This window comes from Persicobacter psychrovividus, from assembly GCF_036492425.1.
Taxonomy (GTDB): domain Bacteria; phylum Bacteroidota; class Bacteroidia; order Cytophagales; family Cyclobacteriaceae; genus Persicobacter; species Persicobacter psychrovividus.
Window position 1 is genome coordinate 94,977 of record NZ_AP025295.1, and the last position, 14,603, is coordinate 109,579.

Sequence of the window (14,603 nt, forward strand, 5' to 3'; positions counted from 1 at the left end):
TCGAAAAATAGCTATTGCTGATGTGCTGCGTTATCAAATCGGCCATTGAATTGTTGCCCAATCAGCAAATTTTGATTAATCTCAACGCTAACCTCAGCATTTGGCAACTTCAAAGAATGCCATTTTTTGGAAGCATCCAAAATCATGGAATCCCCCCCAATGGATAAAGCAATCGGCATATTGAAATCTGCGACACAGTTCGTCCAGCGGTAATTTAAATACCCATCCTGAATTTCATACTCCATCACAGGAATTTGCGTGGTACGCAGATACTGATCAAAAAAGGGCTTTAATTCCAAGCCCGTTTTGGTGGCCATATATCCTTCTATTTGCGCTGCGCTCACCGTTTGGTGATAAAAAGTTTCGTTCATCCCGCGAAGCATCGATCGCCAAAGCGCATCATCATTCACAATTTGCCTAAGCGTATGCAGCATACATGCGCCTTTCACATACATATCGCCAGATCCTTCCTCATTGACACCATAATGTCCAATCACAGGACGGTCGTTTAAAATTCTGCTTCTTATCCCGCGCATGTACTCATCGCAGGCTTCCTTGCCTTCATAATATTCTACATACAGCGCTTCGGAATAAGTGGTAAACCCTTCATGAATCCACATATCAGCAACATCTTTATTGGTGATATTATTGGCGAACCACTCATGCCCTGCCTCGTGCACAATGATAAAATCAAAAGTTTGCCCCCAACCCGTTCCAGACAAATCAGTGCCTTTGTAGCCATTCTTAAAGCCATTACCATAAGTAACCGAACTTTGGTGTTCCATCCCGAGATAAGGTGTTTGAACGAGCTTGAATCCGTCCTCATAAAAAGGATAAGGCCCAAACCAGTGCTCCAAAGCCTTGAGCATTTTTGGCACTTGCTGAAACTGTCTTTTGGCTTTTTGGAGGTCTGACTTCAGCACATAATAGGAACAATGCAAAGGTCCTTTTTCTCCATCATAGATTTCATCAAAAGAAGCGTAATCTGCCACATTGATATTCACCCCATAATTGTTGATCGGGTTCTTAACCTGCCAGTGATAAGTTGTGGTCTTTGTCTTTCGATTTTTATTCACCTCAACCAATTGCCCATTCGAAACATCCATTAAACCGCTTGGTACAGTAATAGAAATATCCATACTGTCTACCTCATCGGCAGGAAAATCCTTACAGGGCCACCATAAACTTGCCCCTTCCCCCTGGCAGGCAGAGGCAATAAAATGTTTTGGTTGTTTTTGACTGACAGAATCCTTGCTCCACACGAAACCACCATCCCAAGGCGGGTTTTTCGCTACGGGTGGTTGCCCCTCAAAGAAAAGGGAAAGCTGCCCTTGCTCGCCGGCTTTCATCACTTTAGGCAACTGTACCATATAAGCATTACCTATCGCGGTAACCTTCAGATTATCGCCATGCTGCGCTACACGGGTCAGTTGCATGGGGGCTTGTAAATCGATTTGAAGCGTTTGCCCTTCTTTCAGGGCCACGAACTTCATAATATTCTCCCCAGAAATTGATTGCTGATCAGGAAACACCCGAACATTGAGGTGATAATAAACTAAATCCCACCATGCACGATTGGGACCATTGGCACCTCTGAGGGTATCTTGGCGGGTATATTGTTGTGCCTGAACAGGTTGGTGTACGCTAAAAAGTAAGGCCAAAAGTATCAGCCTGTAAAACGGTTTAATCTTCATATGTGAAGATAAATCTATGCGGAATAAAAACAAAAAAGGAGATGATGATCATCTCCTTTTTTTATCATTATACAGTGCGAACCACCTCTTCATAAGGCACCCGATGGCGTTCGCCCCAAATTCCTGAAGGTGTCCCTTTTCCACAGGCGATCACCATTGTAATTTCAGTACTTGAAGGTAGATTTAACAACTTCTTGAGTCGCACACTATCAAATCCTCCCAATGGACAAGTATCATAACCTTGAGCAGTCATGGCGTACATAAAGGTCATGCTCGCCAATGAATTTGAGCCGTGGATGGTCGCCATAATATCTTGCTTGCCCAATTCACGAACCATTGGACGGAACAATCCTACCACAGTCGCCATTAATCTTTTGAGGCCTCCAAGAATCCCCAGTGCATCATTTCGATAAACCTTAGGCATTAAATCTTTATAGTAAGATTTTACCTTGGCAAATTTATCAGAAGACTCCCCGTACTCATTTTTTAATTTTTCATAATTGAACTCAGAACGGGTTTTCCAATAATCAGGACGAGCAACAACCACCACAAATTCCGAAGCGGTAGAAGCAGCCGACTGCCCCAAACATATAGGCACCATTGCTTTACGTTTATCGTCGCTTTTTACCCTGACAAACTCCCACATTTGCATATTCGAACTGTTAGGCGATTTCAATGCCGATGCCAATGCCGTAGCAACAATGTGCTCAGGCATCTGATGCTCGGTATCAAAAACCCGATTCGATCGGCGTGCTTCAATCAATTCCTCAAAAAGCGTCTGTGTTGTCATTTCTGCTTGATTATTCATATTTATGTTAGGTACAAGTTTTATGCTATTGTAATCTGCTGACAAATATAAATGAAAATTTATTTATATCGTGCACGATATTAAAATACTTCTGACCTTTTGTTTAAAATGTCGCCTAAGATACGTTCGGCATGAATGATCGAGTTTTCAATAAACCATTCATTGGTAATTTTCCCACCACAAACAACCCCTGCAAGGTAGAGGCCTTCCACATTGGTTTCATTCGTTTGCGGATCATAAAATGGAATCTGGTCCGTTAACTGAACACCTGCAGCCTCTAAAAAGGCAAAATTAGGGTGGTAGCCTGTCATGGCCAACACAAAATCATTGTCAATTTCAACCACTTCCCCTACTTGATTTTTGAATTTTACCGATTTTGGAGTGATCTCCAACAGTTCACTTTCATAATGCACCGCGATAGCACCTTCTTTTATTCGGTTTTCAATATCAGGCTTCACCCAATATTTCACACGATCAGAGATGGCTCCCTCTCTCATGATTAGGGTAACATTCGCACCTTTTCGATAGGTTTGTAAAGCTGCATCAATGGCAGAATTAGCCGCCCCTACCACCACCACATTTGAAAAGGCATAAAAATGAGGGTCATCATAATAATGAATTACTTTCGGCAGCTGCTCCCCTTCAATCTGTAACAGATTGGCGAAATCAAAAAAGCCTGTGGCGATAACGACCGATGCCGCGGTATAGGCATCCTTAGTAGTAACCACCTCAAATTGATGATCCACTTTTTCAAGAGAGGTAACCTCCTCAAATAAATGAATTTGAAGTTGGTGGCTCGTCTGTACACGACGGTAATATTCCAGTGCTTCGGGTCTTGTTGGGCGCACATTATTCGACAGGAAGGGTACCGCTCCAATTTCAAGATTTTCTGAACTGGAAAAGAAAGTCATATTCGTAGGATATTTATACAAAGAATTAACCAGGCACCCTTTTTCCAATACCAGATAATTCAGCCCTTTTTGCTGTGCTTCAATTGCTGTGGCCATCCCAATGGGCCCTGCACCAATAATGATTAAATCAAAACGCTTCATAGTTCTTATAATTGTATCACACGGCAAAGCATGCTAATGATGGTTCTTAAATTTATTTTGCATGGAAGCGACCCTGTTTTTCAGATCTTCACTCAACAATACTTCCTTCCGCAGATCATGGGCATCCTCGTGAATCATCTTGCTATTGGCCAAGGCATTGAGCTCCAACTTGGAATTTCGGAGCCCCATGGGACTACAAGATTTCACTCCTTCTATCAGTTGATCCGCATACTCCTCTAATGCTTGTTGATCAGCAAAAACCGCGGTAAAAAGTCCCAGTTGTTCCAAAACCGACTCCCCATAAATTGGCTGCCCCGTCAGAAGGAGCTGCTTCGTTTTCATAAGGCCAATGGTATGAATAAACTGACCATAAATCCGTTCATTCAAAGGAAGTCCCATTTTATTCAGTGGCATTCCCACCTTAATGTGGGAACGCGCCAAATTAAAATCAGCACAAATGGCGAGGCAAAGGCCACCCGCATACACATCACCTGTAATCAGATTCATGATCGGGATTGGGCATGACATCAGCGCATCAAAAAGTGCTAACATCGGGTTGTTGTCCAAAAAAGATTCAAGCTGATCAAATACTGACAGGTCATGACCCGCACACCATACTTTGGCATTTTCATGGGCGCGAATAACCAAAATGCGATCCTGCTGATAATCGATCTGCTGACATAATTCAATCAATGATTCACTCATCTCCTGACTGAATGCATTCCGTTTATGATCACGGTTTAAAGTCACATCAATGACCCCATTGGAGCGTTGTATTTTGAGCTGTTCCTCTTCCATCTCCGATATTAACAAAAAAAACCTGAAAGTTGATCCTTCAGGTTTATGAATGTCGGTCCCATGGCGGGAAATCTTAAGGCTGTGTCGCGCAGCGGATAGGTAAATGCTGATCATCCGCTCGGCTTCTTGCAGGCATCAATCTGGCATTCGGCGACTCAAAGCCTCCAACCCAGGTGGTAATCGGTGGAATGACAATCGTTGAAATAGGCAATCCCCGGGTGAGGACAGTTTGCACACGCATCAATTGATCTTTGGTAATTCGTGTGGTGTAATCGCGATAATCCATCACATTTGTGTTCGTTCTGAATTCAGGAACTTCAGGACCCTCGGTACACTTTGCTGCCACACCTCCAGAACCATTGTTAATGTAACCATAGGTATCATCGCAAAAGTCAATATCATAAACGCCACTTAGCCCCGTTTGCGGATCCGTCGCGGTACGCTCACAATTTCTTCCAAAAACATGAAATAAGCCCAGGATATGTCCCATTTCATGGGCCAACCACTCGCCGCCAAGTTTGGTCGTATAGGTGTCTTCATTCGCAAAAATATACGGGAAACCGATCCCATAGTGGTCTTTCACTTGCTGATCGTAATTGCGCAGCGACTCCACAAGATAGACACTTGAGGTAAATCCAAGCATGGAATTTTGCTGATTCTGAAAATATGGAAATTCACCCCAGGCGGTTGTTTGGTAAAAATCATCATCAATAGGAATCATGCCCACCCTGACGCTCGAAAGATGATCAGAATTATCAACATAGGAGAAGTCAAGATTATTGTTACGAAAGCTCTCCTGAACCTCTCCAAAATCTCCCTCACCCAATCGGTGCACCACAATGGTATCAATCACCAAACTAACGCCCAATCGAGTAAATGCGTGATTTTCCAGATAGGCAGATTCATTATCAAATAAACGATTGACCTCCTTCACAATTTCTACCAAACGCCCTTCCATCACCTCAAAGTCCTCATCACTTTCTTCAATAAAATAATGAAAAGAAACAGGCACGTTATAGGTGTCCATTCGGGGCGGAATTAAATTCCAGTAATAGCCACCCGTTCGATTTCGTTCCGAGGGACCAGGATCCGACTTCTGATTACAGCTAATACATAGAATAATTGCCAGTAAATATAGGGTTGGGTATTTCATCAATAATCTTGGGTTAATGCTATCATTTTGTACGTTGAAAGCCCGTGAAAAAGTACACGCCGAGGCGAAAAAAAGTAGCTAAACCTATAAATTTGTTACAAATTCAAGTTCAAAAACTCGCCCAACCTTTTTTACATACTTTCCAATTTACTAAAACCACAATTATCAATAAACAAAAGTGGCTGATTTTTTCATCTACTGAATTTCTAACCCACAATTTTACGAAAAATCAATCAAAGATAATTATCAAAACAATTTATTGATTTACATCAGTTCAAGACCCACAATTTTCATGTAGTTTTGTCATTATTCACATAATCAATCTAAAATAATCAATGGACTTTTCACATCTTTTTGAAATAGACTACTTTATACTATTTCTCGTGATTGCGATAGGAATGCTGTTGGGACGGATCAAAATTAAAGGTGTTTCCTTTGATGCCTCGATGGTTATTTTTGTGGCACTTTTTTTCGGACATTTGGGCTATTCTATCCCACCCATTTTTAAAACAATCGGGCTGATTCTTTTTATCCTGACGATAGGAATTCAGGCGGGTCCCGCCTTTTTTGATTCCTTTAGAACACAGGGATCAAAGTTAATTATTGTTGCAGTAACCATTGTCCTTTCAGGAGGATTAACCGCTTTGGGTTGCGCCTATTTATTCGATATCGACCTGGCCATGGCAGTAGGTTTGTTCACAGGAGCACTGACATCCACACCAGGTTTAGCGGCAGCTATTGAAGCCACCAAAGGAGCTGGAGAAGCTTCGATCGGTTATGGTATTGCCTATCCGTTTGGTGTTATTGGCGTGATCTTGTTCTGTCGACTTTCCCCAAAATTCTTCCGCATCAATATTAAAGAAGAAGAAGAAAAATATTATGAAGATGCAAAATCCAATTACCCTTCAATGCTCAACAAAAACTACATTGTAGATAACGAGCAAGTTTTTGGAAAACGTATCGGCGACTTGCTTTTCAACCGAATGACTGGCGCAAATATTTCACGCGTAATGAGTGAAGGCCACAGTATGGTTGCGGATAAAAATTACAGACTGAAAAAGGGTGACATTATCAAGGCTGTAGGAACAGACGACTCACTGGACAAAGTAGAAATGCTGATTGGCCCAACAACAGTTGTTGAGATTCCTAAATCTGAGGATTTTGATGCCCATTGGTTTACGGTGACTAACCGAAAAATCATTAACAAAGAATTGCAATCTTTGGCTTTACTTGAAAACTATAATGCACGGATTACACGTATTCGTCGTTCTGGTGTAGACATGACCCCTAACTACCGTTCGCGCCTTAAATTTGGTGACCGTGTGATGGTGGTTTCTGGAACAAGCAACACCGCTGCTGTTTCTCGATTAATTGGCAATGACAACAAAAGCCTCACGGTGGGAGATTTCTTCCCTGTTGCCGCCATTGCGGTTATTGGTATCCTTTTGGGAAATATTCATTTTGGAAACTTCAGTTTAGGACTGACAGGTGGCGTGTTGATTACCGCGCTTCTATTGTCATGGGTAGGAAAAACTGGCCCAATTCTTTGGAACATCGCAGGTCCAGCGAATGCTTTTTTACGTGAAATAGGCTTGCTGTTTTTCCTTGCGGCAGTAGGGACAAGCGCAGGAAGCAGCTTGGTGGCCACCATTGAAGCCAATGGATTCTCCCTCTTTATTTCAGGTGTAATGATTACAATGATCCCGATGATTTTAGCCATTACCATTGGTCGAATTCTGAAGATTAATTACCTCTCTCTTTTGGGTACACTAACAGGGGGAATGACCTCTACACCAGGATTGAGTGCCGTAGATGGTATGACCGAAACCAATGCGCCGTCCGTAGCCTATGCGACAGTTTACCCATTTGCAATGGTAATTTTGGTGATTGTCGCTCAAATTATGGGCCACCTTTATGAGCTTGCAACCACGGGCGCAGCTTTCTAAAACTTACGGATTTAAAACAAACCGTTATACAAAACCAGGGGATTCAAAATTGCTACTGGTCAATTCAAATAAACGTCAAAAAAAGGAGTGCTATGAAGCACTCCTTTTTTTATATCCCCTCACATCCCAAATCCATTTTTGATTGTTGGTCGTTGTTCGGGAAACAATTATTTGAAGGTAAAACATCAGGAACAAAACGGCGCAAATTGGGATCATACAGGCCGTTCTCTATAAAATCAGTGAGCTGATTAATCTCTTCCGCTGATAAATTCAATCCCACAAATGCAGGTGACAGCTGGCCTTGCTGAACTTCAGGCTGATCCGCTTTAGCCAAATTCTTGTATTCAATCACTTCCCTAACTGACTTATAACTTCCGCCATGCCCCAAAAATGGCGAATCTTTCAAGTTATATAATTGAGGTGTTCTGAATTTAAAATTATCCTTTGGGTTCTTGGTAAAGCCCCCTCTTCCCAATCGGCTATCGAGCGGTACAGTACCAATTCTGCCATTTTCAGGCATATCACTCATGCCTAAAGCATGGAACTCGTCAGAGTTCAAAGCTGGACCCGTATGGCAACTCACACAATTTGCCTTCCCAAAAAACAAAATAGCCCCCTGTTTCTGTTCATGAGATAATGCCTGCTGATTGCCCCGTAAATATTGTTGAAATGGTGCTTGCTCCGCTGTAATGGTGCGCTCATATGCCGCAATGGCCATGCCTGCGGTTTCAGCATTACAACGGTCTTTTTTCGGCAAATTCGCATAGGCGTCGTCGAATAATTTTCCGTAAGTAGCATCATCTTGCAACCATTCTTTGATTTCCAGTCGATGCACTGCAAGGCCTGCAATTGCCTGTGTTTCCACACCTTTAAAACCCAAATGATTCACCGCTTTCGGACTGCCTTCAGTCCATTGCGCTTCAGTCCCAGAATTCTGCCCTTCGGCACCAAACTGACCATTCCACAAAACCAATTCAGTAAATGCAACATTTAAAACGGTCGGTGAACGTACCGACTGAACATCGGCAGAATCAGCCTGTGTATGTTCACTTAAAATTCTTCCTTCTCCCCGCACACCAAATCCATCACCGCCTTCGCCAATACCCTGCATCATACCCGCCTGAAATCCCGCATCTGCATGATGACAGCTCGCACAGGAATAAGTTTCTGCATTTTCAACATATTTAGGTTTGGTACCAATGGCAGTTTCATGAAAAAGAAACTTCCCGAGTGCTATTTTCTCCTTGGTAATCGGATTTTTAGGATCCTGAGGAATATTACTGAAGTCGGATGAGGATGGTAACTGAAAAAATGATACCCCTTGTTGTTGCCCATGCACCTCCAGTAAACTGTTTAATTGCTGATCCAAATTTACGTCAGGCAATTTCTGATCCTTTGAATTATTGGAACAAGACAGCTGAACAAAGCTTATCAGCAGTAAGAAATATATGAGGGAAAATTGTTTCATAGCATCTTTTTCTTGAATAAACACCAATTTCTACCCAAGCGTTGAGGCAATAGCAGCAGTTATAGAAGAAATAATTGAATGTAGGATAAAAAAAAGAATAAGATTACCAATACATTCAAAATGACCACTTTAAAGGACCTTCCGACAAGAAAAATCCTGCTGAAGCAGTGTCAAAAGTTCGACCTCTAATAAAATTTTAAACAATCGTTAGGGATATAACCTACAAAAAGCACTTAATTAGTATAGGGTTTTTTCAAAAAAATCTTATCAACAACTAAAACCAACAACATTACTCATTTATAATTCAATCAATTATGAATAAGCTAACAACAATCTGGATGATCATTTTTGTAATGATTGCCAATGTCGCTTTTGCACAAGGGACAATTACCACGGAACAGACTGATCAACCTCTTACAAAAAAAGAGCAACGCAGACTTGCCAAGCAGCAGAAAAAAATAGCGGAAGCGGAACAAGAAGCCATACAAGCTGAAATCACCAAACAGATGATAGAAAGCGGCGCGTTCGTGCTTGAGTCACATACCCTTTACAACAAGTATGGCAGAACAGCGATGGTGAATTCAAACACGAATTTTATCTCCATTGCACAGGAAGAAGGGGTTATGCAGCTCGCTTTTCAGAATATTCCTGTGGGCATAAACGGAATAGGCGGCGTTACCTGGGAGGGTAAAGTCAATAAGTATGAATTCAAAGAGAATAAGCATGGAGGCTATATGGTGAGCTTCAGCTTGTTTGGGTCTGCAGGAAATTTTGACGTTACCATGACCGTTATGGCCTCTGGACAAGCAACAGCGCGTATCCGAGGCAATTGGTCTTCGGAATTAAAATATCAGGGCGACTTGGTTCCTGTGAACAAAAGCAGAGTATATAAAGGCTTTTCGAGATTCTAAAATTACCATTATTCAAATCAGGGGTTGATCTACTCCTTAAAAGATTGCCCTAAAGCCACCTCAACAGGTGGCTTTTTTGGCCTTCATCTGGTTTGTTGCGCTATTTCTTGCCAAGCTGAAACGCGTCAGCAAAGACAAAACAATGGCGAGCATAATCAAGCCTGCCATCGCCACAAAAAGGTAGGCGGTAGTAAATACCGATACAAAAATGATAGGCGCCATAGAACAGGCAAACACCATTAAGGTCGAGTTGAGGCTCTTGGCGGTCCCCATTCGCTCGGCGCCATAAATTTCAGCCCACAGCGCGGTCCCACAAATGCTCCCGAAGCTCAAACTTCCTCCAAGAACAAAAAGTAACAAATACAACACCCAAACCTGTTTCACGAAAATTAGGCAGGCCATCATCATGATTATCGGCCATAAAAAGTAAGGTAATAATCGACTCGCCGACCATCGATCAATCAATGGTCCTGTACTGATTGAACTCAGAATACGTGCCACCCCAAACCCCACAAAACCTGTCGCATACATGGGCAAACTCCAGGATTTTATCTCCAGCAAACTACTATGGTGAATCATGATCCCTGCTGCTAAAAATGGGCAGAAAACAAGGGAAACCGCATACAGCCAATAGGACGGGCTGCGCAGCAATTCGCGAATAAATTTTTTGCTGGAGCCTTTGGACTGTGCCGTGGTGGCAATGGTGGCAAAAAGATCGACCTTGCCCACCAACAGATAAGCGATGAAGGGAAAAACCACCGCCTGAATAACTGCCAAGGCACTCCAAAGCGTCGTCCATTCAAAAGTGTTGATCAATACCACCAATCCGATGGGTGCCAAAACTTCGCCTACTGACATTCCGAGAGCAGCAATTGATAACGCTTTTCCCCGATCAGCTTTAAAATATTTCCCCATGGCTGCCGCACCAATCAGCGGCATCATGCCTTGCCCGGTCAGGCGCAGCCCAAAAATGGCAATGCCCAACATCCAAACAGATTGCACCTGCCCCATCAGCAAACAAAAACATGCCGCCAGCAGGGCAAACAACCCACTGCATTTTCGAAGGTCGATCCGATCTACCACTGGGCCGATAACAGACAATAAGACCCCTGCCGCAAAAGACGATACAGCGTAGATATAAGCAAAAGTGGCCGCATCAATGGCAAGCCGAGTACAAAACTGAGGAATGAATAGACTTAAAAAAAAGCTCTGTCCAACAGATGAAAAGAAATAATGGATGACACCATAACTGACTACCTGTGGTGATTTTTTGAGAAGGTTGAAATAGGAATTTTTCATACACTGACTTTGAAGCCACAAAGCTATGAAAAATTTCAATCCTATTGCCCTCCCTAACGGGTTTACTGATGGCTTCTTTAAAACTTCACGGCAAAGCCAACCTTGAAACTGCCCCTACTTACTGGATAAGGCTGGTTCAGGTAAGTGAATCTATGCCAATACTGAATAAAAAACAGTCTGAAAATATTCTCCAGCCCATAGCCAAAACTAACATAGGGCGTGCCTGGCTCAAAGGTTGCAAAGCTCGCCTGTGCTTCTTCGGCATTTCGAGCAGCTTTAACCAAATAATTTTCATTCAACAATTTATTTTCATCACTCAATCCGCCCCAGGCAAAATCCCCTTCAATAAGAATCCGTGCTTTGGTAACCTTATTCAGCCACCGCAAACCAGGAATCCGTCCCATAATGGTCCCATTGAAATAATGCTTAACATTTGCGGTAACAAATTGATCACTCACAAATTCAAAGGAATTCATCATTTGGCTGGTCCCGACCAGGTAAGCCAAACTCCCATTCCCCTGATGGACATTCAATAAAGGATAAGGCAAAGGATTAAACACCTTTCCCACGGTAATATTATAGGAGGTTTCGCCGAAAAGCAATAATGGGGAATTATTGTTCCTGAGATTGAAAATCAAGCGATGATACGGTAAGGTTTCGGATTGATAATCTGCAACGCCATAGGCATATTTAAGCTCCAGAACAGGAAAGCGCTGTGCCCCATTTCGTATCAGTCGGAAATTTTTATTGGCCACTGTTTTGTCTTCAAAACTCCAGCGCAAGCCTACATTCCCCTCAAAAGTTTTAATTTTCCCTATCCGCTCAATCTCAGAAATCGCCTCCTGATTGGCCTGTTCCAAATGGTACATCCGCCCATTGGCCGTAAAGATCCAATCTCTATTGAAGCGCAATGAATAATCAATATCCACTTTCTCAATATAAAAAGGATTTCGAATCGCTAAATTCCCCCATTGTGTAAAGCGAAGGTTTAACTCATAGGGATCTGCCCCAAACTGGCTCATCGACAGTGGCATCAGATCATTAATATATTGAATTCCAAGCACATGATAATCCTCCCTGCTGAAAATATATTTGGTGCTGAGCAGACTTTTAAAATGGTGATCTTTCAGCCCATACCCTCCATAGCCGCGAAAATACCAATGCTTGGTACCGAAGGTCGATCGTGCGCCCAAACCAAGCCGTAAACCTTCCACATTGTTATACAGCAAAAAACCGAGGTAATTCCCCACATCATAACGGTCACCATCAAAGAATCCACTCGTCATGGCATTCACCACCTTGGAAACCAAACCAATACTGCTTCGGTTTTCCATGGCACTGATCGCTTTAATGTGTTGCGAGAAATCTGTAACCGTCACATTGAACATGGTATCCATGGCGCCTATCGTACTTTCAGCAGGAATATCAGTCCGAAACGATTCCACTTCCACATACCCTTGCGCTGCTTCGAGATCATTCACGGAAAAATTCATCATGATTTTCGGTACGCCAGGAATACCTGAAATACGCTGCTGATAATTAACCTGTGAGCTCTGATAATAGCCCAGCTGGTTTTTATAGAATGACTGCGTATAAAAAAAGCCTTCCAAAAAGTTAATCCCCGAAGTGTTGGGTAATTTCATCTCTACCCGCAGCAAGGCATAATCCGCTTTATTGATCCATAAATAACCTTCAAAAAATATTCCTGACCGAATTTTGGGTTCAAAAAGAATTTTATAGGTCACATCCGCTCCAATAACTTCTGTACTGTCCATCAGCCACATATTGTAGTTGGCCCGCCAAAAGTTGGAAAGCGGCGACGCAATCGCCTTGTCAAGGACAATGACATTATTCTGAAAAAGATTATCAATCCGATAGCGCTGATCACCCAACACAGCACCAAAAATACTCTGCGCATCAAAGCCCATTCCCTTGCGGGTATTTGAAATATTTTCCTCCAATACCTGCCCGCCACCTCGCCCTTGCCGCAGGGTGGTTCCTTCAGCGGCAAATATCGGAATCGGCAAATTCCCCGACCGCACATCTTCAGGAATATCATAATATTCACTGATGATCTTCTCGGCCTCCTTGCCCATCCGCTTGTACAGCTCCCGATCGCCGAGGTCCTTCATATATAACAAAGACTCATTCTTGCGGGTACCGTGCCAACCTTCCTGAAAACGCTGAACCTGCCCTTCCGAGCGGCGAATACATTCCCTGATAATTTCAAAAGCTGGATTTTCTTTCGCCTTAAAAACCACTTCTGTCAGTTCCTGACGCTCAAACTCCAAATGTACTTTCAAAAAATCCTCGACCATATCTGCTGAAATCGCAATGGACTGAGAACGGTAACCAATAAATTTAACAATCAGTGAATCAGGCAAATTCTCCGCAGGAATCAGCATCTTAAAGTCCCCCTGAGGGCCTGTTTCTGCTCCCACCATGGGGTTGGATTTCAGGTACACATTTGCAAAAGGAATGGATTCTTCTGTTCCTAACTCGCTAACACGCCCCTTGAGGGTGAAATTTTGGGCACAGACGGCGGAAGAAAATAAAATGGCGAATAAAACAAGCAGAAGTTTAGGCAAGAGATGCGGATTAAAGGGTCATAATAGGTTGTCAAGCTTCCCTTAAATTACGGCTTTTATAAAAAATGACATAAAAAAAGCCTATCTCTTTTACGAAATAGGCCAATCAATTGATGAATTAATATTATCTGCGATTTCCTAACACTCTTAAAAGCATAATGAACAAGTTAATGAAATCAAGATAAAGGCTTAAAGCCCCCAAAATTGCCATTTTACTTGCATTACCTGCTCCTACTGAAGAAACACTGTAAGAGATATTTTTCAGTTTTTGGGTATCATACGCGACCAAACCTGTGAAGATCAAAACGCCCACATAGGAAATAATCATGGATAAACCACTGCTTCCGATAAATACATTCACCAGCGAAGCAATAATAATCCCTACAAGTCCCATCATTAAAAGGCTTCCGAGGTTGGTTAAATCCTTTTTGGTTACCATACCATAAACACTCATCAGTCCGAAAGTACCCGCTGTAATTAAGAAGGTTGAATATACGGACGATTGGGTGTAGGCCATCAAAATCACACTCAACGTCAATCCGTTAAGGGCACTGTAAAGTGCAAATAATCCTTTGGCCGCCAAAGGCGACAACTTATTGATCATCCCTGAGATGACAAAGACCAACCCTAACTCAGCGATGATCAAGGCCCAAATTCCCATCCCTGATACAATACTGAATAGGAATTCAGAGTTGAAAGTAAGGTAGGCAAACAAGGCGGTAATGAGCAACCCTAAAGTCATCCAGCCATAAACATGCTGCATGAAAACCCGAGAGGCTGCCTCTACATGGGAAGTCCCATGAGAAAAGGTTGAACCACTTCGAGAAGCTTGGCGTTGGTTATTCCAATTTGAATTTTCCATTCTGTATAAAGGCTATAAATTATT

Annotated in this window: 11 protein-coding genes; 2 read left to right on the forward strand and 9 right to left on the reverse strand. The window is 42.5% G+C overall.

What is annotated here, in order from left to right:
- Window positions 1-11 precede the first annotated feature (11 nt).
- From AABK40_RS19255 to AABK40_RS19275, 5 genes are all read right to left on the reverse strand, one after another.
- Window positions 12-1,694 (reverse strand): M1 family metallopeptidase, encoded by a 1,683-nt coding sequence (locus AABK40_RS19255; protein WP_338399014.1) that lies wholly within the window; start codon window positions 1,692-1,694, stop codon window positions 12-14.
- Between the two features lie 67 nt (window positions 1,695-1,761).
- Complete coding sequence (locus tag AABK40_RS19260; RefSeq protein ID WP_338399015.1) at window positions 1,762-2,502, reverse strand: nitroreductase family protein; 741 nt, start codon at window positions 2,500-2,502, stop codon at window positions 1,762-1,764.
- An 80-nt stretch (window positions 2,503-2,582) separates the two neighbouring features.
- Window positions 2,583-3,554: a YpdA family putative bacillithiol disulfide reductase gene (locus AABK40_RS19265; protein WP_338399016.1), complete on the reverse strand. Its 972-nt coding sequence runs from the start codon at window positions 3,552-3,554 to the stop codon at window positions 2,583-2,585.
- 33 nt (window positions 3,555-3,587) lie between these two features.
- Window positions 3,588-4,352: an enoyl-CoA hydratase/isomerase family protein gene (locus AABK40_RS19270; RefSeq protein WP_338399017.1), complete on the reverse strand. Its 765-nt coding sequence runs from the start codon at window positions 4,350-4,352 to the stop codon at window positions 3,588-3,590.
- A 73-nt stretch (window positions 4,353-4,425) separates the two neighbouring features.
- Complete coding sequence (locus AABK40_RS19275; protein WP_338399018.1) at window positions 4,426-5,505, reverse strand: M43 family zinc metalloprotease; 1,080 nt, start codon at window positions 5,503-5,505, stop codon at window positions 4,426-4,428.
- Window positions 5,506-5,840: 335 nt separating this feature from the next.
- Here AABK40_RS19275 and AABK40_RS19280 point away from each other — a divergent pair, with 335 nt between their 5' ends.
- A complete protein-coding gene (locus AABK40_RS19280; protein WP_332920282.1) occupies window positions 5,841-7,451 on the forward strand; it encodes an aspartate:alanine exchanger family transporter in 1,611 nt (536 codons plus the stop codon).
- 109 nt (window positions 7,452-7,560) lie between these two features.
- Here the strand turns inward: AABK40_RS19280 and AABK40_RS19285 are convergent, their stop codons facing one another.
- Entirely contained in the window at window positions 7,561-8,919 is a 1,359-nt protein-coding gene (locus AABK40_RS19285; RefSeq protein ID WP_338399019.1) for a cytochrome-c peroxidase, read from the reverse strand.
- A gap of 314 nt (window positions 8,920-9,233) precedes the next feature.
- Between AABK40_RS19285 and AABK40_RS19290 the strand changes: the two genes are divergently transcribed.
- Entirely contained in the window at window positions 9,234-9,830 is a 597-nt protein-coding gene (locus tag AABK40_RS19290) for a DUF4251 domain-containing protein (protein WP_332920284.1), read from the forward strand.
- A gap of 60 nt (window positions 9,831-9,890) precedes the next feature.
- Here AABK40_RS19290 and AABK40_RS19295 read toward each other — a convergent pair whose 3' ends face one another.
- The 3 genes from AABK40_RS19295 to AABK40_RS19305 form a co-directional block, all read right to left on the reverse strand.
- Window positions 9,891-11,129, reverse strand: a complete 1,239-nt coding sequence (locus AABK40_RS19295; RefSeq protein ID WP_338399020.1) for an MFS transporter — start codon at window positions 11,127-11,129, stop codon at window positions 9,891-9,893.
- 77 nt (window positions 11,130-11,206) lie between these two features.
- On the reverse strand, window positions 11,207-13,717 hold the full coding sequence (locus AABK40_RS19300) for a DUF5686 family protein (RefSeq protein ID WP_332920286.1): 2,511 nt from the start codon (window positions 13,715-13,717) through the stop codon (window positions 11,207-11,209).
- 124 nt (window positions 13,718-13,841) lie between these two features.
- Window positions 13,842-14,579 (reverse strand): Bax inhibitor-1/YccA family protein, encoded by a 738-nt coding sequence (locus tag AABK40_RS19305; protein ID WP_332920287.1) that lies wholly within the window; start codon window positions 14,577-14,579, stop codon window positions 13,842-13,844.
- Window positions 14,580-14,603 lie beyond the last annotated feature (24 nt).